Below are 24,905 nucleotides of genomic sequence, written 5' to 3' on the forward strand. Positions count from 1 at the left end.
ATCATTGCGATGAACGATATGTTTGGCCGTTCGTTTGGCGGTAACAGCATGCGCCCGTTTGGGAATGGATTTTCGATTGAAGGAATGCCCGATATGAAGGAATTCAATTTCAATTTTGGTTAATTTTTTTTCAAATATAAAAAAAATCAGTTACATACAACTTATTGCAAACAATCACATGCATCTAATTAGACGAAAGTAATTTTCCATTATGGAAAAGAGAGTTCGAAAAACACCACTTAACCCTGAAATAATTAGTCTTGGAAAGTGTATAGAAGCGATTATAAAAGCAAAAGGTCTAAAAACAAGAGAAGTTGCTCATGATGCAGATCTTGATGTTGAAAACCTCAGAAAGTACATCAAAGGGAAGCAAGAGATGAAAGTTTCAACTATGCTTAAAATAGCTAAATCATTGGGTGTGTCGGTAGCTGATTTGTTTTTGCTTAATACAAAAGATTAGTTAGAGGGAAACCCCAGGCGAAATATTTAGAAGGGGTTTTGGTTGGAAGGATGCTTCTGAGTCACTTACAATTTAAAATCATGAAACTTTTTCCCCTTTGGGGACTAGCAGTCTACTATGAACAGTCAGCAGTGTTCAGTTAGCCGTAATCAGCTCCAGTAAGGGGCTCTGAGGCTAAGGGGCTTAGTTTCTCAGCAGCTCATCAAATCAACCACTCCGTTAAAAGAACCCTCTTTTTATCATTTCTAAAGATTCGGCTCCCGTGTTCCATAAGGTCAAAATGTGTTGTCGTATTGCTGTAGGATCACCCTCAAAATACCGTAACCATTTATTATCTTTTAGATGCTGACGAATGACTTTCAACCGCTTGAGCGTTTCAGGAGCCGTACGAAAAACGGTGCTTTCGGGAAAATCTTTACTAAACTTATGATAATAATGAGCGGTTTGACTAGTAAAGTCGATTTCAATAGCGTATAACTTTTCACTATCATTGTCCGGGAGGAAATCAGACCAGTTAGCATACCCAAGTACTCGGCCAGAATAACGTGATGACTGGTGCGATGCTAATCGCCATTTGCAATTGGCCGCACGACCCCAATGGTTGGAATGACGATAAACCCCCGCGTTTGTAAAATAGTACGTACTTCCCGTTGCACTGGTATAATCGGGTTGTACACCTTTGACAAGCGCAAAATCGACTTCTTGAAATACACAATACGTATACTTATGAAAATTATGTCGATGGTAGATTTTACGGCTCATTGTACAAAGATAATCATTGTTGAAAAAATAGAACTTCTAAAAAAATAGTTAAATAACTATAATATTAGTTTGTTAACTAAAAAAATAGTTATAAGTTTGAATCAACATTTAAAAATAGAAATTTACATGCAAAAATTGACGAATAAAGAAGAAGAAATCATGCATATTTTATGGAAGCTGAAAAAGGCTTTTGTTAAAGAAGTGCAAGCCGAAATTATTGAAGATACCCCGCACTACAATACACTATCGACCATAATTCGTAATTTGGAAGATAAAGGGTATGTAGGGCATACGGCCTTTGGAAATACCCATCAATATTTTCCCATCATCGCGTTGGAAGATTACCGAAAAACATTCATGAAAACGGCGATTGCGAATTATTTTGGCAATTCCTACAAGCAATTGGTTTCGCATTTTGCCGAAGAAGAAAAAATCTCTGCCGACGAATTACGAGAAATTTTAGCCTTAATTGAAAAGAAATCGTAGTATGGAATCACTATTCATTTATGGATTAAAGTCAGCAGGGCTACTCACTTGTTTTTATGCGGTTTATTATTTTTTATTGCGAAAAGAAACCTTCTTTTCTAGCAACCGTTGGTTTCTATTGAGTGGTTTATTTGTTTCGGCCTTTTTCCCCCTTTTAACATGGACAAAAACGATCTACGTTGAACGTCCGCAATGGTCCATGGAAGAATGGATGGCAATGGCAAAATCCCCGGAATCCCTCTCCTCGACTCCTGAAGCGACATTGGATTGGGCAACGCTAATTATGGGAGGATATGTAATAATCGCCTTGGTTATCATCGGACGTATTTTAGTGCAGCTAATTTCAATTCTTGTATTTTTGAAAAAACATCCGGTGACTTCGGAGGCTTCAATTCGCCTAGTGAATGTGCAACAAGAAGTCACTCCTTTTTCCTTTTTCAACTATGTAGTTATCAACAATCAATTGTATTCAGAAGAAGAACGCAAGAGTATTGTTTTGCATGAAAAAATTCACTGCAATCAATATCATTCCATCGACATATTGCTTTCACACCTGTATTGTGGACTCTTTTGGTTTCATCCTTTGGCTTGGCGTTACAAAAAAGCCATCGCGCAAAACTTAGAATTTTTGGCCGACCAAAAAGCCATGGAACAATTGCAATCCCCCACTGTGTATCAAAAAACATTGGTCAAAGTAGCCACGGGAAAACAAGCGCACTCTTTAACCAATCCTTTTAATCAATCTTTAATCAAAAAACGAATTCTCATGTTACAACAAAAACAATCGCAACGCCGTAATTTATGGAAATACGGTATCATGCTGCCAGCATTAGTAGGTTTTATGCTTATTTTTCAGGTAAAAACAGTCGCACAAGAGCGGAAAGTTACCTACACCACACAATCGCATTTTGAAGAAATGTACCAAGTTCGATGGGATAAAAACACCAGCGAAGCCGAAATCAAAGAAGACATTGAACGGATAAAATCAAAAGGGGTTACGTTAAAGTATAGTAAACTAAAACGCAATGCCGCAGGCAAAATCTCCCAAATTCGGGTTCAATATCGTACAGATGATGCAGAAGGAGAAACCACGGTTAAATCAGAAACAGGGATTAAACCTATATTATTTATCAAATCGGACAAGTACATCGGATTTGCAGCACCCAAATCGGAAAGCATTATCGCTTCCAAAGTCGATAAAGAGGACATTCAAGGAAAAGAAATTCGTATTGAGGAACGTATTATCCGTAATGAGGACGGTACCGAAATCATCATTAACGATACTGACAATGCAAGTCAACCCAAAAATGGAGAGCGAATTGTCATTCGAAAAATTGATGCTTCTGACAAGCCTTTGGTTTTCATCAATGGGAAAATGATGGATGTCGATTTTGACCTAAACTCGTTAGACCCAAACACCATTGCTTCAATGAGTGTGTTTAAAAATAGTCCGGAGGCATTGGAAATGGGTAAAAATGGCGTCATAAAAATTATCACCAAAAAAGTAGTTACCAGTGACAATATAAAAGACGAAGAAGAAATAAACGCAGCGGTAAACCGAGCCAAAGAAGAAATTAAAAAAGTACTTTCAGAAGATAAAAGCACACAAGCTGACTGGGAAAAAGCCCGTCAAGATTTGGCTAAAGTGCAAGAAGAAATGTTGAAAATGAAAGCCGAGTTGGAAAAAGCAAAGGTTGAATATGAAAAAACAAAATCGAAACTAAAAAAGAATTAAATCGCGTTAAAAAACTGTCAAAGTCTAGCGATGCAATCCGCTATTTTTTAAGTTTGTTCCACCAAAAACAATTCAAAAATCGAAGTATATGTCAGTTATTGTAAAATTATTTCATTGGTTTACCCTCGTGGTAGTGCTTTTGTTTGCTCAATTGTTGAGTGCACAAAACAAAATGGATCTAACGGAATCCCAAAACGATAATGTTGTCATGACCTGGCGAAAAAATACGCCCGATCAGGAGATGAAAGATGACATAAAAGCTTTGGCGGATTATGGTGTAACCGTAAAATATTCGGGTGTAAAGCGGAACAGCAAAGGAGAAATTACGGCCATTAAAGTAGATTACAAAGACCGTAAAGGTAACAAAGGATCTTTGGAATACGATCAAGATCAACCCATTACAGATATCGTTCTTTTCAAACAAAACGGAACTATTGGTTTTGGTTCACCCGCGCAAAACAATGACATCATTGCGATGAACGATATGTTTGGCCGTTCGTTTGGCGGTAACAGCATGCGCCCGTTTGGGAATGGATTTTCGATTGAAGGAATGCCCGATATGAAGGAATTCAATTTCAATTTTGGGAATGGCGAAGGTTTTTCAGGAAAATCAAAAATGATTATCAAAGAAAATGGAAAAAAACCTCTTGTCATTGAAGATGGAAAAGTGATAGAAGGCGGTGATGATTATACCAAAGAAGAGTTGGATGAAATTTTGAAAAACAACAAAATGTCCATTCAAGGATTTGGAGAAGGAAGTCCCCTTGAATTTGATTTTCGCAATTCGGAAGGATTGGAACAATTCAAAGAAAAAATAAAGTCGCTTCGTGGTGAATTTTCTCAAGACAGCCCTTCAGAAGAAGACTTAGAAAAAACGAGAAAAGAATTAGAAGCTGCCAAAGAAGAAATGGTGAAAGCCCGTGAAGAGTTGGAAAAAGCCAAAAAAGCTTTGGAAAAAGAAAAAAAAGAGACGCCAGCTAAAGCAAAAAAAGCATAACATGAAAAGACCCTTGATTCAGGGTCTTTTTTTATTTTTACCAAAAAAAATATGTTTCGATTTCTAGCGCGTTGTAATCGCTTGTTTTTACCCAGTTTTACCAAACTGGAATTGGATCCTGCCAAAGCGAAAAAGTGGCAGCTTGTCATTCTGGCTTGGCGGTACTATGTCACCACTAGAGCAATAAATCAATAAGTCACGACCGCATGAATGGGACGATTATCGAGTTGCTGTCGCCCGTTTAAAAAGGTGAGTTCCATCAAAAACGAACATAAGACGACTTCTCCACCCAATCGCTCTACCAATCGGCAAACAGCTGCAGCCGTCCCTCCCGTAGCCAATACATCATCATGAATGAGTACGCGATCGCCGGGTTGAATAGCATCAGCGTGAATTTCTAGGCTATCAAAGCCATATTCGAGGGCATACGACTCTGAAATGGTTTGAAAGGGGAGCTTTCGTGGTTTACGTACAGGGACAAATCCGGCTTCAAGACGATCGGCTACTAATGTTCCAAAAAAGAATCCCCGACTTTCCACACCCACTACTTTATCGATGGGATGTTTCACCACAGCGGTAACCAATTGTTGCAAGCAATGATTTCGGCCTTCAGGAGATAAAAGTAATGGAGTAATGTCTTTAAATACAATTCCCGGCTTGGGAAAATCCTGAATATCACGAATATAGTTTTCTAAGTTCATTTTTTTGGGATTTTTACAAAAATACGCTTGCAAGTTACACATTTATGCCTATATTTGCACCCGCAATAAAGCACTTACAAATTGTATTGCTTCATTATACAATCTGCCTTGTGGCGCCCCCGAATTATCGGGAGATTAGCGCAACTGATTTCGACTCAGAAGGCAAATGTCGGAAAATAACGGCCTCGTGGCGCAACTGAATAGCGCATCTGATTACGGCTCAGAAGGTTACAGGTTTGAATCCTGTCGAGGTCACGAAGAACATCCCGAACCCCCTTGATTTTCAAGAGTTCGGGATTTTTTTTATTTTTGTGTGGCTAATCTGTGACCATAATCATAACTCTTTACAATCTATATAAATAGTTTATTTTTTTTATATTTTATCACTAGTCTCCGATAAAACTTTTTGAAAATCGGGATTTCCATAAAGGTTATCTCGCTTTAATTGTAATTTTACTTTCCCGAACTAAATTACTAGGGCTTTCGAAAAGAATTTAAAACAGGAGTTTTGCAAGATAGCAACACCTTTACGCTACTTTTAAATAAATAAAAATTCACCCTCATTTTTATCATTCTCCTAATTAAAAAACAGCAATTTTATTGATGTCGTAATTCGTTACAATCTGTGCTAATTTTCGAAAATCTCATACCTTATTTTACGTCTAGGTATGTAATTTTACCCAAAAAAAGCTATGCGTATTGGTATTGATTACATCACTTTTGATTTCCCTCAACTCTACCTTCCTATACCTGAATTGGCGCAACAACGCCATATTGAAGCCGATAAACTGACCCAAGGATTGGGCTTATATCAAATGGCCATTCCCGATGTTTCGCAAGATGTGGTCACCTTTGCGGCCAATGCAGTGCATCGTTTGTTGGAACAAACGCAATTATCTCCCGAGTCGATTGCCCGAATTTACGTGGGTAGCGAAAGCGGTGTTGACAGTTCAAAACCCATTGGCTCGTACATCATTTCGTTGCTTGAATCCCGTTATGGGTCACGAGCTTTCAAACATTGTGACACCGTAGATCACACATTCGCTTGCATTGGCGGTGTCGATGCTTTACAAAGTTGTATCGATTATGTGCGGCTCCACCCTATGCAAAAAGCCATAGTCGTCACTACAGATATTGCAAAATACGATTTGGGTTCCTCGGGTGAATATACCCAAGGCGCTGGTGCCCTAGCCCTATTAATTAGCGCTCATCCGCGTATTGTGGCGATGGATAATGTTACCGGCATTGCTACGGAAGGGGTGTTTGATTTTTTTAAACCGCGCCAAACGGTATCAAAAGCATTAATAACGGGTACGAATGACAATCCCGAATGGATGGGTGTTTTGGAAAATGAGGTGACCCTTTACAAAGAACAACCCGTTTTCGATGGCCAGTATTCCAATACGTGTTACATCAACCGCATTACCGAAGCCTATCAACATTTTAAGGAATTACGCCCCCAAGAAGGAATTCACTTTGAAGGTTGGGTGCAATTATTTATGCATTTGCCCTATTGCTTCCAAGCCCGTCGCACGTTTAGCAGTATTTATGCCCAAGAGAAACATCCTAAAGTAACGGGCGCTGAGGACTTGAAAGCAATTGCCAAAAGTGAAGCTTATCGCTCTTTGGTCGCTCAAAAAATCGCACCCAGTGAAAAAGCCTCAGGGGTCATGGGAAATCTCTACACGGGTTCTATTTTCCTAGGAATGCTCTCAGGATTGAGTCAGGCTGCGGCACAAACCGAGGAACTTGAAGGTCAAAAGGTCGGGTTCATTGCCTACGGTAGCAGCTCAAAGTCCAAAGTCTTTGAAGGGCAAATACAACCCGGTTGGCGGGAGGCGATTCAAGCCGTTTGTTTGTTTGAAACCCTAGACCATCGTAAAGCCATTGATTTTTACACCTACGAAAAATTACATAAAAAGGAAATTACAGAACCTGTAGGCACACCCCAAGGCTTTGTATTGGAACAAATCGAAAAGGAGAATCCTGTTTTATTAGGGGCGCGGTATTATGGGTTCCGTTAACGTCCCAACAAAAACTGCACAGGGATTGCCAATCGCTTTTGCCAAGCCAGTTCGCTGTGGTCTTCGCCTTCAAACTTTCGGGTTATCCAATGCGATTCGTTCCAACCTTTAGCACGCATAACCGCATCGACTTGTTTTTGAACGGGTTCGTAGAGCGCATCTAAGGTAGCGGTACCGAAATCAAAATAGATTTTTCGGGAATTAGTCTTAGGTAAATGCTTTTGCAAATACGCTATAAATTGGGCTGGAATTGGATTGTTTTCCATCGAAAAAACACCGGGCCAATGAGTCGATAAACAGGCAGCGCCCCCGAACACCTTTGGATACTCACAAAGCGCATACATCGATATCAACCCGCCCATGCTACTGCCCGCAATAAACGTGTGGGAAGCATCGGTATAGACCGCATAATGGCGATCGATATAGGGTTTAAGTTCTTTCACCAAAAACTTCAAATACTTATCCGATTGCACGAGGTGTTTTTGAAAAACCGAATTCCCATTGGGACGGTTCACCTGATAGAGCGAATCTTGTTGCAGCGCAGTTAACTGTTCAAAGGGTTTTTGAGGAAAATAATCCGCATGACGTGTTTCTCCCCCATTCCATACGCCTACCACAATGCAATCCTGAATTTTTCCCGTTAGGGCGAGTTCACTCAATACGTTATCCACCTCCCAGGCCTGCTTGTTCCAAGTGGTGTTGGGATCGTATAACATTTGCCCGTCGTGCATGTAGAGCACACTATACTTTTTAGCTTCTGTATAGCCTTCAGGCAACCACACATCGACATGGCGGGCGGTTACATATTGGGACGGAAAATCGGCTAATCGCTCTAGGGTCCCTGATACTACCTTAGGCACTTCTTGGGCTTGCAACGACATCATGGTCAACCCGATAAAAAAAAACAAATATTTCATAGTCTTTGGGTTTACCCTAACCATCCGTCGCGATCCAAACTGCGGTATTGAATGGCTTCGGCAATGTGCGCTGCTTCTACCATGGGATGGGCCTCCAAATCAGCAATGGTTCGGGCTACTTTTAAAATTCGATCATAAGCACGGGCCGACAAATTGAGTCGTTCCATCGCGCTTTTGAGCAAAGTTAATGAGGATGCATCCAATTCACAATAGGTTCGAATCAATTGCGTGCTCATTTGTGCATTGTAATGAATATTGGGATGTTCAGCAAAACGTTGGGTTTGTATATCCCGTGCCGCCATCACCCGCTGACGAATCATAGTACTGCTCTCTGCACGGCGTGTATCGGCCAACTTGTCAAACGGCACAGGGGTAACTTCAATGTGGATGTCAATTCGGTCGAGTAAAGGACCCGAGATTTTACTCAAATAGCGCTGCATCTCGGCAGGTGAGGTCGTTATTGGCGCATCGGGATCGTTAAAAAATCCGCCCGGACTCGGATTCATACTCGCAACCAACATGAAGGATGACGGATAGGTGATGGTGAACTTTGCTCTTGAAATGGTAACTTCTCGATCTTCGAGCGGTTGCCGCATTACTTCGAGCACTTCCCGTTTAAACTCGGGCAACTCATCCAGAAAAAGGACACCGTTGTGCGCCAAAGAAATTTCCCCTGGTTGCGGGTAGCTCCCTCCTCCTACCAAGGATACGCTCGAGGCGGTGTGATGCGGATTCCGAAAGGGGCGTTGGCTGATGAGTCCCACCTCTTTGATTTTCCCTGCCACACTATGAATTTTGGTAGTTTCAAGTGCTTCGCGTAGGGTCATAGGAGGTAAAATACTCGGCAACCGTTTGGCTAACATAGTTTTCCCCGCGCCCGGGGGACCGATGAGAATGATGTTATGCCCTCCTGCTGCGGCAATTTCCATACACCGTTTGATGGATTCTTGTCCTTTGACATCAGCAAAATCAAATTCTGGAAATTCTATGGCTTGAAAAAATGTATCCCGTGTATTGACCGTGACGGGTTTGAGCGTGGATGTTCCCGAAAAAAAATCAATGACTTGCAAGACATTTTCGATTCCATAGACCTCCAAATCATCCACTATGGCCGCTTCTTGTGTGTTTTGTTGCGGCAGAAGAATTCCTTTAAAGCCTTCCTCTCGGGCTTTAATGGCAATGGGAAGAGCCCCGCGTATGGGTTGCAAGCCACCGTCGAGCGACAATTCGCCCATAATGATGTATTGATCCAAAAAATCGGTTTGCAATTGGCCACTCGCTACCAAAATTCCCAAAGCCAACGTCAGGTCGTAAGCCGAACCCTCTTTGCGCAAATCAGCAGGTGCCATATTGATGGTGATTTTTTTACCGGGCAATTCGTATCCGTTATTTTTCAATGCGGCCGCAATGCGGTAACTGCTCTCTTTGATGGCATTGTCGGGGAGACCCACCAAATGGTACCCGATTCCTTTATCAACATTAACTTCTACAGTGATGGTGGTGGCTTCTACTCCAAAGACGGCGCTACCAAAAACTTTTACTAACATGGCATGTAATTTAAATTAGGCTAATACTATACCTACGAAGGTACTTATTTTTTCTAGAAATAAAACATCCGCTGCCATTTTGGTCGCAAATTCAATACTGCGGAAGTTGTAAAGTAAAATAAAATTAACTTTTTGTAAATTTTATTTGTCTATATGTAAAATATACTTTACATTTGAAATGTTCTTTTTAATTATTTTACGATGAAAACAAATTTTTTATTTCCAAATTCATGGAAAATTGTGGGATGGTTGCTTTTCATTCCTGGGATTATTTTGGTGCTTATTGGATCGTTTTTGAACCTAAGCATAGACGATTTGTTACAAACCCAAGTTTGGGCGTTGTATAGTGATCCTTTTCTAGGAACTTCGGGTTGGTTTGAATGGGTGGAAAATGGAATTGCAGACGAACTTTTGACGGTAATGGTTATTGGGGGTGGACTTTTGGTGGGATTTTCAAAAATGAAAAATGAGGATGAAATGATTGCCAGCCTACGCTATGAGAGTTTGGTTTGGGCAACCTACCTCAACTACGGAATCATTTTGTTTACGACGCTTTTTGTATTTGGGGTAGCTTACATGAATGTGCTGATTCATAATTTATTTACCTTGTTATTCTTTTTTATCTTGCGTTTTCATTACCGTATCTATTGCGTATCTAAATCGGCTGATCATGAAGAATAAATTGAAAATCTTACGGGCCATCAAAAACATTTCACAAGAAGAATTGGCGAAACACATTGAGGTCAGTCGGCAAACGATCCATGCGATGGAGAAAGGAAAATACGTTCCCTCTACGGTGTTGGCGCTAAAATTGAGTCGTTTTTTTGAACAACCGGTAGAAGAAATCTTTGAATTGGAAGAGGAAGATTAAAAAAAAAATCCCAAGGAGCACTTGGGATTTTAGTTTTACTTGAAGTTTTTAATGCCGTCTTCCAACCATTTTTGATACTCTTGAATATCGGGAGTGTACCCCACGGGAGCACTGAGATCTTTGCCCTCGGGCGATTGAATAACATACAAGGGTTGTGCATTATTTTGGTAACGGGTAATCTGAAAATCACTCCATTTGTTACCAATTGTTATTATCTCTTTTCCTGTGGTTTTTGAGATGTATTGTTGTGCTTTTGGCAATTCAATTTTTCGGTCACAAATCAATGAAATGAGGACCACTTTATCTTTTAATGTAGGTAAAATTTTATCAGAGGACCATACAAAATCTTCCATTTTACGACAGTTTACACAAGCATCACCCGTAAAATCAACAAGCACAGGCTTGTTTACTTTTTTAGCATACGCCAATCCTGTTTTGTAATCATCAAAAGCGATAATTCCGTGAGGGCCTACATGTGCGCCCGCAGGCAAAGTACCTATTGCTGTATATCCACCCCCTGTCAATCCGTTGGGACTCTCACTGTAGTGCATTGGAGGTGGAAAACCCGAGATGAGTTTTAAAGGAGCGCCCCACAATCCTGGGATTAAATACAAGGTGAAAATGGAAACCAGTAGAGCCATAAAAAGTCGTCCCACCGATAAATGGGTAACAGGACTGTCGTGGGGTAAGGTTAGTTTTCCAAATAAATACACCGCCCAAGCTCCAAAAATAATAATCCATACCGCTAAAAATAATTCGCGTTCAAAGTAATGTTTTTGCAATACCAAATCGGCATTGGATAAGAATTTGAAAGCCAAAGCCAATTCCAAAAATCCGAGGGATACTTTCACCGTATTCAACCAGCCGCCAGACTTGGGTAACGAATTCATCCATCCGGGGAATAAAGCAAATAACATAAATGGCAAAGCCAACGCTGAAGAGAAACCAAGCATACCAATAAGTGGTGCTAAACCGCCTTTGGAGGCTGCTTGCACAAGTAAGGTGCCTACAATGGGACCCGTACACGAAAACGAAACGATAGCCAAAGCGAGAGCCATGAATAAAATTCCAATCAATCCCCCACGATCCGCTTGACGGTCTACTTTATTAGCCCACGAATTAGGTAGTACAATCTCAAAAGCACCCAAAAATGAAGCCGCAAAGAAGAGTAATAAAGCAAAAAATATGAGGTTAAACCATACATTAGTGGACAAAGCATTAAGCGCATCTGCACCAAAGATGGCGGTTACTAGAGACCCGAGTAAGATATAGATCAAAATAATGGACACTCCATAAATAATCGCGTTCTTTTTCCCTTGGGCTTTGTTCTTACTCTGTTTGGTAAAAAAACTCACGGTCATTGGAATCATTGGAAATACACAAGGGGTTAGCAAGGCTGCAAATCCCCCAAAAAAAGATAAAAAGAAAATCGACCAAATACTTTTATCTTCTATGGCGCCTTTCGCTGATTTAACTGTGGCTATGGCTTTTTCAACGGGAGCCTTGGTGGTTGCTTTGGCGGTATCGTTGGCCACAACTAATTTATCTTCGAGAGAAGTTGAAGTGGAAGTATCCGCGGGTTTAATTTCTGGTATTTCGAAGGTAAAAAGCTTATTATCATTAATACACTGCTCTTTACAAACCTGATAGTCGAGATTAAGTTGTATTGTTTTCAACTTCGGATTGGTCACTTTTACCTTTTGGGTCACCACCACTTTGTGTTCGAACAAGTATTCATCAACTTCAAAAATATCGCTATATACTTTTTTGTACGGACTTTCTTTGGCTTTTCCGATTAATTCATAATTGCCTTTGGCGTTTTTGAAGGTAAGTACCATGGGCAGTGAACCTCCCTCGGGCGTAAATTGAGAATACACATGCCACCCCTCTTCTATCGTTCCGATAGCAATTAAATTAAATTCGGTCTCAGAAAGTTTTTCGGTTTTGGAGGTCCATTTGACAGGAGTTTTGATCTGACCCAAAGCTGTGAAGCTGGTCAGAAGTGCAAGTATCGCTAAGCAAAAATTTTTCATTCGGAAAGAGTAATTTTTAGTATCATTTGTGTTTTTTCCGTCACTTTGAAGCGGTCGTCAGCCCGTTGGCCAATCACCCACACTATTTTGTTTCCAGAGCACAATAACCATTGCCGTTCTTTATCGGTTAGGCTAAACTTTTCATCCTTAAAAAACTTACTCAGCTTTTTGGTGCCTTGCAATCCAAAGGGATGAAAAAGGTCTCCTTCTTGCCATTTGCGAAGCGTTAACGGATACTCCAGCAAATCAGCGTCTACAAATATAGTTGAAGCCGATACTTTTTGAATATCACTTACATTACAAAACGTCAATTTTAGGGGAAAATTAAGATTCAACTGGGTACGATCAATTGTATACACCTCCACGCGTTGTTCATGCCGAGCCGCCAATACCAAGTGAGTTCGGTTTTTGAAAAGAACAAAATCAGGCGCCAACACTTGCTTCCCAGTTTCGGCGAAAGGTAATTGATAAATGTCTTCCCACGCCGTAAATCCATAACTTCGGAGCCAATAATATAACAACGCTCTAGATGAAGGCACACTATTGAGGGGGCGAATGGCCAAATGAAATTCGTTGCCATGTTGGGAAAGATGCTGTTCTAAAAAATGAGCTACAGCCCAATCAGCCATGGTTTTCGTTTCTTGGAGATACGACAAGGTTTTTTGAAAATTTTCCAACAAAGCTGGATTCATGCTTTTTAAAACAGGGACCACTTCATGCCGAAGGGCGTTTCGCTGGTAGTAGGAATTTCCATTGCTCGAATCTTCTCTCCATGAAATAAGGTATTCCGCCGCATAATTTTCTATCATTGTTCGCGGAAAGGGTAAAAGCGGACGCACTATGGTTCCGTTTTGTGCGGGGATCCCTGTAAGTCCGTCCCAACCCGTACCACGCGTGAGATTAATCAAAAATGTTTCCAACACATCATCGGCTTGGTGGGCGGTCAACACATAATCATATCCTTCCCTCACCCGTAAGGTTTCAAACCAATCGTAGCGCAACTGGCGGGCTGTCATTTGTATGGATAAACCTTTTTCTTCGGCAAAAACGGCCGTGTTAAAACGGTTGACAAAAAAGGGAATGCGGTTTTCTCGGCAATACTCTCTTACAAAAATCTCATCGGCATCGCTTTCTGCACCGCGTAAACCAAAGTTACAATGGGCTACCCCCACGGTCCAATCCAACTGGTGGCACAAGGCGAGCAATACCATACTATCGATTCCGCCGCTCACCGCGAGGAGACAACGGTGGTGTTGTAAAAATGGAAAACTTTGGTTGATATGGTGTTGAAAAGCGTTTAACATACCCAAAGATACGGATTTATTTGCCGCCCAATACGTCTTGCATTGCTTTTGCTTTCAACAAACACTCGGTATATTCATCCTTGGCGTTAGCTAGGGCTGTCACCGCACTCCCAACGGAAACAGAAACATAGCCTTTTTGGGCATTGTAGGCAATACTGCGAATAACCACATTAAAGTCGAAATTGCCTTCTGGAGTAAAATACCCCACTGCCCCACTGTAAATTCCACGCTTTGTTGCTTCGACTTTTTCAATGATTTGCATGGCTGCAATTTTGGGCGCTCCCGTCATACTCCCCATGGGAAAGGTGGTTTGTAACAGTGAAACGGGGGGACAATCCTCGGCCACAGTGCTGCGAAGGGTAGAAATCATTTGATGTACTTGCTTGAAGGTATACACTTCACACAAGGCTTCAACGGCGACACTCCCCTTTTCGGCTGTTCGTGACAAGTCGTTACGGACCAAATCGACAATCATAATATTTTCTGAACGCTCTTTCTCATTATGTTGCAAATCGATTTTCAGTTGCACATCTTCCTCAGGCGTTTGTCCACGTCGCGCCGTTCCTTTGATAGGTTGCGAAATGACGGTTGTGCCCGATTTTCGTAAGTAACGTTCGGGAGACGCCGAAAGTAAATAGCGGAAATCTTGCTTTAAAAAAACGGCAAACGGAGGTTCGGAACGCGCATTCAATTGAAAAAATACCTCCTGAGGATTGAGTTGTACGCCTTCTTGAAAAAATTCCATACAGAAATTGACCTCATAAATCACCCCCTGTTGGATGTAGTGCAACAGTTCCTTAAATTTCTCATGATACGCTTTTTCCGAGATACGTGCTTGTAACGGAATGGAAGGTGTTGTTGAAAAAGCGATCGACTGTGCCTCAATGGCTGTTAGATCGGCTTCGTATTCATCAACCCATCCGTTTAGATAAGCTCCAAAAACCTGACCTTTAAGGGAATATATTATTTTTTTAGGCTGAAAAAAAAACAAATCGGGGAACTCCAAGCCATCGAAATTATGGGAATATAAGGCTTCGGTGTCGTTTTTTAAATCATAACTCAAATACCCAAACAACCAATCACGGGTTTGAGACTGATAGGCTTGCAATTCGGCAAATGCTTGATGGGTATCGGTTTGTCGAACGGTAAAAGCATCCCACGCTACAATCCAATCAAACTCGCTATACAAATGCGTTTGTGCATTGGACTCGAGGTAAACTACTTCGCGGGCTTCTTGCGTATACTGAAGTAACTTTTTTTTCCACAATGGGGTGGCTTCAATGGCTATAGGAAAGGTGGTTCGCATACGGTCAAAAGTAATGCATTTTCAGGTTGTATAAAAACGGGGGTTAGCTTTGGCACGATTTTTATAGTTAACGATTGAAACCGTATTATAATTTTTAGTATTCACTTATTCCTAACTCACTTTATTCAATAAAAATACACGTAATCACTTATTGTATCACTTTAAATTTTATTGTATGAAAAAAAAGGCGTTGTTCCTGTTGAGTGCAGGAATGTTAATTACCCTTATGGGGTGTCAAAAGAATGAAGCCGAACACACCGCAGCCCTAAAAACTGCCGATTCGGTGGCTGTAGCATCAAAGGGAATGACTAGTGAAGTCGCCAAACCTTTAGCCTCCTCCGAAAAAAAGTTTGTCCGTAGCGGCGATGCGCGGGTCAAAGTAAACAATGTAGTGCAGTCGACCCACCGCATTGAACAAGCAGTAAGTCGCGCTGGAGGATTTGTCACACAAAGCGACTTGGAATCGGTTGTAGATCGCCAAGAAGAAACGCAAGTAAGCGCCGATAGTGTTTGGGTCACCACGCAATACCATACCCAAAGCACGCTCACGTTGCGAATTCCTGAACAAGAATTACCTACGGTTTTGCAACACATTGCCCAAGAAATTGTGTACTTGGATTACCGAAAACTAGGTGCTGAGGACGTGACTTTACAACTTTTGAATCAAACGTTTGAGCAGCAGCGGCATCAAAAAAGTGCCGAACGTTTGGAGCAAAAAATCGATGTGAATAAAGGCCGTTTAAACTCTATCATTACTGCCGAAAAGGAAAGAAGCGACAAGCAAGCCCAAGCCGATGGTAAATTCATCGAGAAATTGGCTTTAACCGATAAAGTAAGTTATGCCACGCTCACCTTGGCATTGTATCAAGAACCAGCGGTGCTCAACGAACGAAAAGCGCTTTTTAATGTACCCGAACGGTTGCGTCCCTCCTTGGGTTTTCAACTGTGGGAAAATGCAAAAACAGGATGGTCGGCCTTGGAGCAGGTACTCTCTTTTCTCATACTCTTTTGGCCGCTAGGTGTTCTAGGCACATTAGGATATATGGGCTATCGGCGTTGGGCACGGAAGTAAAAACCACACCATCGGAGGAATCCGGTGGTTTTTGTTTTATATTATTTTGTAGTTTTGGTACATAAAACGTATGCATTATGAAATTAACCACACAGGTTATCCGCATCCTCTTGGGTGGTTTAATGGTATTTGCTTCCATTGCCTGTTTTTTTAACCTAGGTAATCCTGAGCCTCCCGTGGGGAAAATGGCGCTTTTTATGAATGGTTTGATGGCTTCACAATACTTACTCCCGTTGGTAAAAGGAATTGAATTAATCGCCGGTTTGGCGTTACTCAGTGGTTTTTTTCCACGAATCACTCCCTTAGTTTTACTTCCAATAAGCCTCAATATTGCATTGGTCCACTTGTTTTTAGACCCCAAAAATTTAGCTATTGCTTTCTTTGTTTTTGGGACTAATTTGTATTTAATCATACAACATTGGAGCAATTATCAATCGCTTTTAAAAATTCGATAATGTTCAAATGGAGTTTGATTTTCTGGTTAAGTGGATTCAGTTTGTTTGGGCAAAGGGAAACCAACCTAATTTTTGATGTGCATTATGGAGATGCCGTTCAAGAATGGGTGGCATTTCCCTCTCTAAAAAAACAAGGGCAATTTGTAGCGGGCTATCTTTATGTTTTACCCCAAGAAGGCATTGTGTTCCACTATCATTCGAGCTTTCATTTCGGCACTTCCAACGAAATTGTACCCGACGGCATTGATACGCAAGAGTTGAATCGTATTCGATTGGGACGGGCGTACAACTTTAAAATGGCCCGATTAGGTGAAGAACACCAGCAAAAATTGCAATTGCCACTCCAACCCCAGGGTTTTTCATACCATTATATAGCTGATGAATTTCAGCGCTACTATTTCACTGGAAAAGCACTTAATGCGGACCGAGAATTTGAACGGGCTCAAGTTTTATTGGAGAAGGTCTATGAAAAAAAACCGCATTATAATGGTGTTGAATTGGAATTGGCCTACAGTTACAACGGCATTCGTAGGTACGATTTGACAATTACTTTATTGACCAAAGCACTCGAAAATGATGCTTCGCAACCACTATTTTACAAGGAATTAGCTTTTGCCTTTTTAAATTCGGGCATGGTAACGATGGCAGAAAAAACCTACCAACAATGTTTGGAAAAAACGAAAGATAAAGGATTAAAAAGCGAGATTGGTTCGAGTATGGCCTATTATTTTTACCTTCAAAAAAAGGAGGAAAAGTTTAAAGAATGGCGTCAAGTAGTGGACCTAAACGCTAATTCAGGTTCGCAATACCATTTATTCATACAACAATTGGAAAGAAATTGGAACAATCGCCCCTCGCATGAGATGAAAAAACTATAAAAAATGCTACTTTGTTAATTTTCAGGGCTAATATGTAACTTTTTTAAGAAGTGTTTTAAAAATTTTCTCTACAAAAATAAAGGGCAAAATATTACATCATTTTATTTTATCTAATTCCTATTTTTTTTGTAAGTTTTTTTTTCTTAATTTTAGAAAAAAGATATAATTATGCACGGAGTAGTCAATCAAGCCATCGAAGGATTAATCACCAAGCGTTTTGGTCCTGAAGCCTGGGAAGATATTCGTATCGCCTCACAGTGTTCAGATACCACTTTTTACAACAACCATAATTATTCCGATTCTGTGACTTATGAATTAGTTGTGAATGCTTCCAAGACTTTAGATATAGATATTGAGATCTTACTTTTTGAATTTGGAAAATATTGGGTGCTAACTATTGCCGCTGAAAAATATGCAGCTTTGTTGCACTCGGCGGGGAAAGGTCTGCGCGAGTTTTTAGTAAATCTACCTAACTTCCACAGTCGGGTAATGCTTTATTATCCCGAAATCACACCGCCTGAATTTAAGGTAATGGAGAATTCCGATACTTCTTTGGAATTACAATATTTCTCAAAACGACCTGGATTACAACCTTTTGTCCATGGGATACTTGAAGGGTTGAGCACTTTTTTTGAAACCCCTATAACAATAGATTTGAAGGAAACCAAGTTAGAAGACGAATACAACAAGAGTATTTTCTTACTTCATTTCTAAATCCGACGCTCCAAAATTGACCATAATGCAAACCTTAAAAAAACTTTTTCCATTTTACATTCGGATCGACAAAAAACTCAATATTGTCGAATATGGCCTGAGTATGGGAAAATTTTTGGTTCAAAAAGGCCGTTTTGAAGACCACTTCAAATTCATTAGACCCAACTTTGGAATTACATACACATTTAAATCCATCGTTGAATTCATGAATCAAGTGTTTATTTTGGAATTGCATAACCATCCAAAAAAAATTCGCTTTAAAGGGCAGTTTATCATTCACCATGAAAATGAAGACGAGCTATGGTTTTGCGGTTCCCCATGGCTAATGTCGGTCGAAGATTTACAACAACACAACTTGTTTGTGACCGATTTTGCACAACATGATTCGGCTATTGACACGATTTTAATGCTTAATCAAAACTTGCTTAATTTACAAGATAACAGCAAGATGATTTCTGACTTAAAACAGAAAAATGAACGTTTGCAACAAGTCAACGAACGACTCGACGCAATTATTTATGCGATTACCCATGATTTTAGAGCCCCGCTGTTGGCTAGTATTGGTTTGCTTCAATTGCCTGAGTCAATGGTGTTGGAAGAACTACCAGAGATTTTACACACCTTAAAAAGGTTGGATCGAACAATTATTCATTTGAATGAATTGTCAAAAAACGAGAAAGTAGCCTTAAAATTTACACCTATAAATTGGGAAGAACTTATCCATGAAAGTCATCATAACTATACTGTTATATATGACACCAAAATCCCCATTCACCTTTCGATTAATGAAACCACCCCTTTTCATTCGGACAATTTTCGTATTCGAACCATAGTTAATAATCTGATTTCCAATGCTATTAAGTACGCTCGACCCACCTTGGGTGATACTCATTTTATCAAAATAAGTATTCATACCGACCCTAGTTCTTGTATATTTATAATTGAAGATAATGGAGAAGGCATTGATAAAAAAAATTTGGAAAACATTTTTAAACTTTTCTATCGCGCCTCGATTAAATCCCAAGGCAATGGGATTGGACTGTATATCATCAAAGAAATGGTGCATTATCTCAAAGGAACAATCACCGTAAAATCCATAAAAAATGAAGGTACCACCTTTACACTAAAATTCCCTAATCAAAAAACCGAATAATCTCATGAATACACACTTTTACATCATTGATGATGACGAGCTATTTTTAAAATTAGGAAAAATGTACCTCGAAATGGGGAATTGTACTTCATCGGTAACCCTTTTTAATGATGCAAGCCAAGCGCTCAACGTGATTGAAACTATTATGGAATCCGTGGTTGACCAACGTTATGTGATTTTCCTGGACTTGAACATGCCCATTCTCAACGGATTTGGCTTTTTGGAGGCTTTGGAGAAAAAACCAAAATATTTGCAAAAAAACATTCAGATTTATGTTCTCACATCTTCGATTAATCATGAAGATATCGAGCGAATCAAGCAATATAAATCCGTAACAGAATATTTAAACAAACCCATGACCCGTGAAATGGTGCAACATGTTTGTGCCTCCTAAGTAAAATTGAAGTCATAACAAACCCCGATGTCGAAATGCCATCGGGGTTTGTTGTATTAATAAATACTGTTATACATGCAAAGCCCGATTGTCGGTAGCGGCAAGAGCAGCTTCTTTAATGGCCTCTGCAAAAGTAGGATGGGCATGCGACATTCGGGTGAGATCCTCGGCTGAAGCGCGGAATTCCATCGCAACAACAGCCTCTGCAATCAAATCGGCACATCGGGCACCAATCATGTGCATTCCTAAAATCTCATCGGTTTTGGCATCGGCTAAAACTTTTACAAATCCGTCCAAATCGGCACTTGCACGCGCACGACCCAAGGCTTTAAACGGAAAACTCCCTGCTTTGTAAGCGATTCCTTCGGCTTTCAGTTGTTCTTCGGTTTTCCCTACACCAGCAACTTCAGGCCAAGTGTACACCACTCCTGGAATCAAGTTATAATCGATATGGGGACGTTGGCCGGCAATAAATTCGGCTACCATTATCCCTTCTTCTTCCGCTTTGTGCGCCAACATGGCTCCGCGAATCACATCACCAATAGCATAAATATTGGAGGCTTTCGTTTGCAAATGATCATTTACTTCCACTTGACCGCGTTCTGTAATTTTTACACCAGCAGCTTCCGCATTCAATCCTTCAGTATATGGACGACGACCTACGGCCACCAAACAATAATCGCCTTCCAACACCAATTCATTTCCTTTGGCATCGTCGGCTTTAACGGTCACTGTTTTTCCTTTACGGGTTACCTCTTTCACTTTATGGGAAGTGTAAAACTTCATACCTTGTTTTTTCAACACTTTGGTCAATTCTTTAGACAGTGCGCCATCCATCCCCGGAATGATTCGATCCAAGTACTCCACTACTGACACTTGAGCGCCCAAACGCAAATACACTTGTCCCAATTCAATACCAATAACTCCACCCCCAATAATCACCAAATGCTTAGGCACTTCGGCCATTTTTAAAGCTTCCGTTGAAGTAATTATACGTTCTTTATCTACCGTAATAAAGGGCAATGTAGAAGGTTTAGAACCTGTAGCAATAATGGAATACTTTGATTCTACTACTTCGTTTGAACCGTCATTCTTCGCCACATTGATATGGGTGGCATCGACAAACGAACCTACCCCTTCAAATACGGTAATTTTATTTTTATCCATCAAGAACTTGATCCCGCCACAGGTTTGATCCACCACTTGTTGCTTGCGCTCAATCATTTTGGCTAGATTGACCTTCACTTTCCCGGACACTTCAATACCGTGATCGGCAAAATGTTGTAACTCTTCATAATAATGCGAAGAAGCCAACAAGGCTTTGGAGGGAATACATCCCACGTTTAAACAGGTACCACCCAAAGAAGGGTATTTCTCAATAATTGCGGTTTTGAATCCCAATTGGGCGCAACGAATGGCTGCAACATAACCGCCGGGACCTGATCCAATAATTGTGACATCAAACTGACTCATAGAACTGATTTTTGTTGTATTTTACAAATAGTAGGCCAAAATTACGAATGTTTTTTGGGTTCCCCTCTACAGAATGAAAAGAAAAAAACAAGCGCATATGGATTTCAAAATCAAAGTAATCCCTTCCGCGCCAAAGGCTTTTAAAACAAATTGACTTTCAGCTATTTACAAAGAAAACGTTTTCGTAGATTTTTATTTTTTATGATAAATATCAGCTTTTTCCTTTACGGGTTTTGAGAACTTTGACGCAAGAAATTTGAACAAAAAATAATCAATCACTAAAACCATCGCCATGAAAAACATCAAATTAATTCAGGAATTACATGAAATGGGGATTACAGGGTATCATGAAATTGTGTACAACCCCAGTTATCATCAGCTTTATGAAGCCGAAACGTCACACCAATGCCGTGGGTATGAAAAAGGTGCAATTACCGAAAACGGCGCTGTGGCTGTCAAAACAGGCATTTTCACGGGTCGTTCTCCTAAAGATCGGTATATTGTAAAAGATGAAATTACCAAAGACTCCATTTTTTGGGATGGTAAAGTGAACTTGCCGACGACGCAACCCATTTGGAGCGAATTAAAGAAATTAGTCTTGAAACAATTATCAACTTCACGAAAACTGTATGTTGTAGATGCTTTTTGTGGCACCAATCCCGATACGCGTTTAAAAGTCCGATTTGTCATGGAAGTGGCATGGCAGGCCCATTTTGTTACTAATATGTTTATTCGACCCTCAATTCACGAACTAGAGCATTTTGGGGAACCCGATTTTATTGTTTTAAACGGATCCAAAACAACGAATCTGGATTGGGAAGAGATGGGACTTAACTCAGAGAATTTCATACTTTTTAATATTACCGAAAAAATGCAAATCATCGGCGGTACTTGGTATGGTGGTGAAATGAAAAAAGGCATGTTTGCCATGATGAACTATTATCTTCCGCTCAAGGGAATGGCTTCTATGCACTGTGCTGCCAATGTGGGTGAAAACGGCGATGTAGCCTTATTTTTCGGCCTGTCAGGCACTGGAAAAACAACATTGTCAGCCGATCCAAAACGCTATTTGATTGGCGATGATGAACATGGCTGGGATGCCAATGGCGTCTTTAATTATGAAGGGGGATGTTATGCCAAAGTCATCGATTTGAGTGAGGAAAATGAACCCGATATTTGGCGAGCTATCAAAAGAGATGCGTTGTTGGAAAACGTGGTTGTCAATGAATACGGTGAAGTTGATTACTATGACCATAGTATCACAGAAAATGCACGGGTTTCCTATCCTATTTATCACATCAATAAAATTGTATTGCCGTCTAAAGCGGGGCATGCCCAAAAAATCATTTATCTGAGCGCCGATGCTTTTGGGGTATTGCCACCTGTATCAATTTTGGATGACAACCAAGCACAATATCACTTCTTGTGTGGGTATACTTCAAAATTGGCAGGAACGGAACGCGGTATCACCGAACCTCAACCTTCTTTTTCACCTGCTTTTGGTGAGGCATTCCTTACGCTACACCCAACGATGTATTCCAAAACATTAATTGGCAAAATGAAAGAACACAGCGCTAAAGCGTATTTGGTGAATACAGGTTGGAATGGAACTGGAAAACGGATAGCGCTAAAACAAACCCGAGCAATAATTGATGCCATATTGGACGGAAGTATTGAGCAGGCGCCAACTGCAAAAATACCCTACCTTAACCTCACAATTCCTACCCAATTACCAGAAGTTGATCAATCAATTTTAGACCCGAGAGCCACCTACACCGCGGTGAGCGTTTGGGAAGAAAAAGCGAAAAAACTCAGTGCATTGTATATTAAAAACTTTGCACAATATACCGATACCGAAGAAGGTCAACGTTTGGTTACAGCAGGGCCTCAATTGGAAGAACAGATTACAAAATAACAATATAAACCCTTTACCCGTAACACCCTGAGCCATGGACTGGATCGTCGAAATTTTTACCAAACCCTCATTTACACATACCATAATTATTTTTGGTGTTGTCATTGCCTTAGGCATTCGATTGGGAAAAATTAGCTATCAAGGACTATCGCTCGGGGTAACATGGGTTTTATTTGTGGGACTTGCCTTTTCCTATGCAGGAGTGATTGTAGAGACTGAAATTCAGGAATTTTTAAAAGACTTTGGACTCGTTTTATTTGTTTACACCCTCGGATTACAAGTAGGTCCTGGTTTTTTTGCCGCGTTGAATCGAAATGCTTTGATCAATAACATTTTAGCTTTTGGAATTGTACTTTCAGGACTACTTATTACGATTTTCTTTTTTTATTTCACCCCATTTTCCATCGGTGAATTGAGTGGTGTTATGAGTGGAGCCGTTACCAATACGCCAGGCTTGGCTGCTGCCCAAACCACTTTGAACAATATCCATGGTACATCCGCCAATACGGCAACAGTGACCTTGGCCTATGCACTCGCTTATCCCTTTGGTGTTTTGGGCATCATTATCGCAATCTTACTTTTGAAAAAAGCGTTTCATATAAATCTAAAAGAAGAAACCGAACGACAAAATAAATTGCAAAACCTTCGCGAAAATCGGGTGATTTCAAAACATTTACAACTTGACAACCACCAATTGATTGGAAAATCGTTGGCTCATATTTTTGAAATTGTAAAAACACCAATTGTAGTCTCTCGCATGTACCATCATGGAGAAATCATTACACCTACCCCAAAAACACAAATGGCGGAAGGCGATGTACTTCTTATTGTGGCTCAAAAGTCAGTATTTGATTCACTTCACTTACTCATAGGAGCCGAGAGTACGATGAATTTAAAAACGGCTTTAGACAGCCAGTTGGTTAGCAGTCCGATTGTGGTCACCAACAAAGCAGTTACTCATCAACGTTTGGGCGATATTTCGGCGCTACAACAACATGATTTTACCTTCACGCGTTTATATCGAGCGGGAACCCAATTGGTACCCAATGGAAATATCGTTTTGCAATTGGGGGACACCCTAAAAGTTGTGGGGACACCCGAGGGTTTGGAACAAGCGACCAAAGTACTTGGAAACGCGATCAAACGCTTAGAAGTTCCCGACCTTGCGCCTATTTTTATCGGAATTGTTCTCGGTTTAATTGTTGGAAGCATTCCATTGCAGATCCCCAACATACCAGTTCCTGTCAAAATTGGACTAGCTGGCGGTCCTCTTCTTGTGGCCTTGCTGTTGAGTCGTTTTGGAAATCAGTGGTACTTGAATAATTACACGACCCATAGTGCCAATCTCATGCTACGCGAATTGGGCATCTGTTTATTTCTTGCCAGCGTTGGGTTAAGCAGCGGTACTCATTTGGCTTCCGCATTTGAAGGAACGATTGGTCTGCATTGGATGGTTATGGGGTTGTGCATCACAATTATTCCTCTACTACTGATTGGGTGGTTGGCTAAAAAAATCTTTAAGAAAAACTTTTTTGAAATCATGGGACTCCTCGCAGGAGCGTCTACAGATCCCCCGGCTTTAGCCTTTGCGCTGAAAATTGCCGATAATGACACGCCAACAGCAACCTATGCCACGGTATATCCACTCACCATGATTTTACGAATTATAGGTGCACAATTGCTCATTCTTTTCTTTTCGTAAAAATAG

24 protein-coding genes and 1 tRNA gene are annotated in these 24,905 nt (G+C 40.6%); 17 read left to right on the forward strand and 8 right to left on the reverse strand.

Annotation, left to right across the window (positions count from 1 at the left end; all coding sequences use genetic code 11):
- Nucleotides 1–211 precede the first annotated feature (211 nt).
- Nucleotides 212–460 (forward strand): helix-turn-helix domain-containing protein, encoded by a 249-nt coding sequence (locus ABWO12_RS05805; protein ID WP_353087829.1) that lies wholly within the window; start codon nt 212–214, stop codon nt 458–460.
- A 219-nt stretch (nt 461–679) separates the two neighbouring features.
- On the opposite strand, the gene ABWO12_RS05810 is transcribed toward ABWO12_RS05805, so the two are convergent.
- The gene (locus ABWO12_RS05810; RefSeq protein WP_353087830.1) at nt 680–1,222 is read right to left on the reverse strand and encodes a hypothetical protein; all 543 of its coding nucleotides are present in this window, start codon (nt 1,220–1,222) and stop codon (nt 680–682) included.
- A gap of 126 nt (nt 1,223–1,348) precedes the next feature.
- On the opposite strand from ABWO12_RS05810, the gene ABWO12_RS05815 reads away from it, so the two are divergent.
- The 4 genes from ABWO12_RS05815 (at nt 1,349) to ABWO12_RS05830 (ending at nt 4,635) form a co-directional block, all read left to right on the forward strand.
- Nucleotides 1,349–1,708 carry a BlaI/MecI/CopY family transcriptional regulator gene (locus tag ABWO12_RS05815; RefSeq protein WP_073364719.1) on the forward strand — a complete coding sequence of 120 codons (360 nt, stop codon included), beginning with the start codon at nt 1,349–1,351 and terminating at the stop codon, nt 1,706–1,708.
- A 1-nt stretch (nt 1,709) separates the two neighbouring features.
- Nucleotides 1,710–3,443, forward strand: coding sequence for a M56 family metallopeptidase (locus ABWO12_RS05820; RefSeq protein WP_353087831.1), 1,734 nt, complete (start codon nt 1,710–1,712; stop codon nt 3,441–3,443).
- A gap of 88 nt (nt 3,444–3,531) precedes the next feature.
- Entirely contained in the window at nt 3,532–4,440 is a 909-nt protein-coding gene (locus ABWO12_RS05825; protein WP_353087832.1) for a hypothetical protein, read from the forward strand.
- A gap of 51 nt (nt 4,441–4,491) precedes the next feature.
- Nucleotides 4,492–4,635, forward strand: coding sequence for an SsrA-binding protein (locus tag ABWO12_RS05830; protein ID WP_353087833.1), 144 nt, complete (start codon nt 4,492–4,494; stop codon nt 4,633–4,635).
- Here ABWO12_RS05830 and ABWO12_RS05835 read toward each other — a convergent pair.
- The gene (locus tag ABWO12_RS05835; protein ID WP_353087834.1) at nt 4,629–5,141 is read right to left on the reverse strand and encodes an adenine phosphoribosyltransferase; all 513 of its coding nucleotides are present in this window, start codon (nt 5,139–5,141) and stop codon (nt 4,629–4,631) included. The genes ABWO12_RS05830 and ABWO12_RS05835 overlap by 7 nt on opposite strands.
- A 181-nt stretch (nt 5,142–5,322) precedes the next feature.
- Between ABWO12_RS05835 and ABWO12_RS05840 the strand changes: the two genes are divergently transcribed.
- Together ABWO12_RS05840 and ABWO12_RS05845 are read left to right on the forward strand one after the other, a co-directional pair.
- Nucleotides 5,323–5,396, forward strand: a tRNA-Arg gene (locus tag ABWO12_RS05840).
- A 437-nt stretch (nt 5,397–5,833) separates the two neighbouring features.
- Nucleotides 5,834–7,165 carry a hydroxymethylglutaryl-CoA synthase family protein gene (locus ABWO12_RS05845; protein WP_353087835.1) on the forward strand — a complete coding sequence of 444 codons (1,332 nt, stop codon included), beginning with the start codon at nt 5,834–5,836 and terminating at the stop codon, nt 7,163–7,165.
- On the opposite strand, the gene ABWO12_RS05850 is transcribed toward ABWO12_RS05845, so the two are convergent.
- The gene (locus ABWO12_RS05850) at nt 7,162–8,082 is read right to left on the reverse strand and encodes an alpha/beta hydrolase (RefSeq protein WP_353087836.1); all 921 of its coding nucleotides are present in this window, start codon (nt 8,080–8,082) and stop codon (nt 7,162–7,164) included. The two genes, ABWO12_RS05845 and ABWO12_RS05850, sit on opposite strands and share 4 nt — an antisense overlap.
- 11 nt (nt 8,083–8,093) lie before the next feature.
- On the reverse strand, nt 8,094–9,629 hold the full coding sequence (locus ABWO12_RS05855; RefSeq protein ID WP_353087837.1) for a YifB family Mg chelatase-like AAA ATPase: 1,536 nt from the start codon (nt 9,627–9,629) through the stop codon (nt 8,094–8,096).
- Between the two features lie 201 nt (nt 9,630–9,830).
- Between ABWO12_RS05855 and ABWO12_RS05860 the strand changes: the two genes are divergently transcribed.
- Nucleotides 9,831–10,310 carry a hypothetical protein gene (locus ABWO12_RS05860; protein WP_073364394.1) on the forward strand — a complete coding sequence of 160 codons (480 nt, stop codon included), beginning with the start codon at nt 9,831–9,833 and terminating at the stop codon, nt 10,308–10,310.
- Nucleotides 10,300–10,500, forward strand: coding sequence for a helix-turn-helix transcriptional regulator (locus ABWO12_RS05865; protein WP_353087838.1), 201 nt, complete (start codon nt 10,300–10,302; stop codon nt 10,498–10,500). Before ABWO12_RS05860 ends, ABWO12_RS05865 begins: the two co-directional genes overlap by 11 nt.
- 35 nt (nt 10,501–10,535) lie before the next feature.
- Here ABWO12_RS05865 and ABWO12_RS05870 read toward each other — a convergent pair whose 3' ends face one another.
- The 3 genes from ABWO12_RS05870 to ABWO12_RS05880 are packed head-to-tail and all read right to left on the reverse strand — an operon-like array spanning nt 10,536 to nt 15,143.
- Nucleotides 10,536–12,533 (reverse strand): protein-disulfide reductase DsbD family protein, encoded by a 1,998-nt coding sequence (locus ABWO12_RS05870; protein WP_353087839.1) that lies wholly within the window; start codon nt 12,531–12,533, stop codon nt 10,536–10,538.
- Entirely contained in the window at nt 12,530–13,837 is a 1,308-nt protein-coding gene (tilS, locus tag ABWO12_RS05875) for a tRNA lysidine(34) synthetase TilS (protein ID WP_353087840.1), read from the reverse strand. The genes ABWO12_RS05870 and tilS overlap by 4 nt, the downstream gene beginning before the upstream one ends.
- A gap of 16 nt (nt 13,838–13,853) precedes the next feature.
- Nucleotides 13,854–15,143, reverse strand: a complete 1,290-nt coding sequence (locus ABWO12_RS05880; protein ID WP_353087841.1) for an anthranilate synthase component I family protein — start codon at nt 15,141–15,143, stop codon at nt 13,854–13,856.
- A gap of 175 nt (nt 15,144–15,318) precedes the next feature.
- Between ABWO12_RS05880 and ABWO12_RS05885 the strand changes: the two genes are divergently transcribed.
- From ABWO12_RS05885 to ABWO12_RS05910, 6 genes are all read left to right on the forward strand, one after another.
- Complete coding sequence (locus ABWO12_RS05885; RefSeq protein ID WP_353087842.1) at nt 15,319–16,215, forward strand: DUF4349 domain-containing protein; 897 nt, start codon at nt 15,319–15,321, stop codon at nt 16,213–16,215.
- 77 nt (nt 16,216–16,292) lie between these two features.
- Entirely contained in the window at nt 16,293–16,670 is a 378-nt protein-coding gene (locus tag ABWO12_RS05890) for a DoxX family membrane protein (RefSeq protein ID WP_353087843.1), read from the forward strand.
- Complete coding sequence (locus ABWO12_RS05895) at nt 16,670–17,548, forward strand: hypothetical protein (RefSeq protein ID WP_353087844.1); 879 nt, start codon at nt 16,670–16,672, stop codon at nt 17,546–17,548. The genes ABWO12_RS05890 and ABWO12_RS05895 overlap by 1 nt, the downstream gene beginning before the upstream one ends.
- Nucleotides 17,549–17,716: 168 nt before the next feature.
- Nucleotides 17,717–18,262, forward strand: coding sequence for a heme NO-binding domain-containing protein (locus ABWO12_RS05900; RefSeq protein ID WP_353087845.1), 546 nt, complete (start codon nt 17,717–17,719; stop codon nt 18,260–18,262).
- A gap of 25 nt (nt 18,263–18,287) precedes the next feature.
- The gene (locus ABWO12_RS05905; RefSeq protein WP_353087846.1) at nt 18,288–19,415 is read left to right on the forward strand and encodes an ATP-binding protein; all 1,128 of its coding nucleotides are present in this window, start codon (nt 18,288–18,290) and stop codon (nt 19,413–19,415) included.
- 4 nt (nt 19,416–19,419) lie between these two features.
- Nucleotides 19,420–19,809: a response regulator gene (locus ABWO12_RS05910; RefSeq protein WP_353087847.1), complete on the forward strand. Its 390-nt coding sequence runs from the start codon at nt 19,420–19,422 to the stop codon at nt 19,807–19,809.
- A 69-nt stretch (nt 19,810–19,878) separates the two neighbouring features.
- On the opposite strand, the gene lpdA is transcribed toward ABWO12_RS05910, so the two are convergent.
- On the reverse strand, nt 19,879–21,282 hold the full coding sequence (gene lpdA, locus ABWO12_RS05915) for a dihydrolipoyl dehydrogenase (protein WP_353087848.1): 1,404 nt from the start codon (nt 21,280–21,282) through the stop codon (nt 19,879–19,881).
- 292 nt (nt 21,283–21,574) lie between these two features.
- Here lpdA and pckA point away from each other — a divergent pair, with 292 nt between their 5' ends.
- Nucleotides 21,575–23,197 (forward strand): phosphoenolpyruvate carboxykinase (ATP), encoded by a 1,623-nt coding sequence (gene pckA / locus ABWO12_RS05920; protein ID WP_353087849.1) that lies wholly within the window; start codon nt 21,575–21,577, stop codon nt 23,195–23,197.
- Between the two features lie 34 nt (nt 23,198–23,231).
- Entirely contained in the window at nt 23,232–24,899 is a 1,668-nt protein-coding gene (locus ABWO12_RS05925) for a putative transporter (protein ID WP_353087850.1), read from the forward strand.
- Nucleotides 24,900–24,905: the final 6 nt, after the last annotated feature.

The sequence above is a fragment of the Flavobacterium sp. genome (assembly GCF_040379285.1).
Classification (GTDB): Bacteria; Bacteroidota; Bacteroidia; order Flavobacteriales; family Flavobacteriaceae; genus Flavobacterium.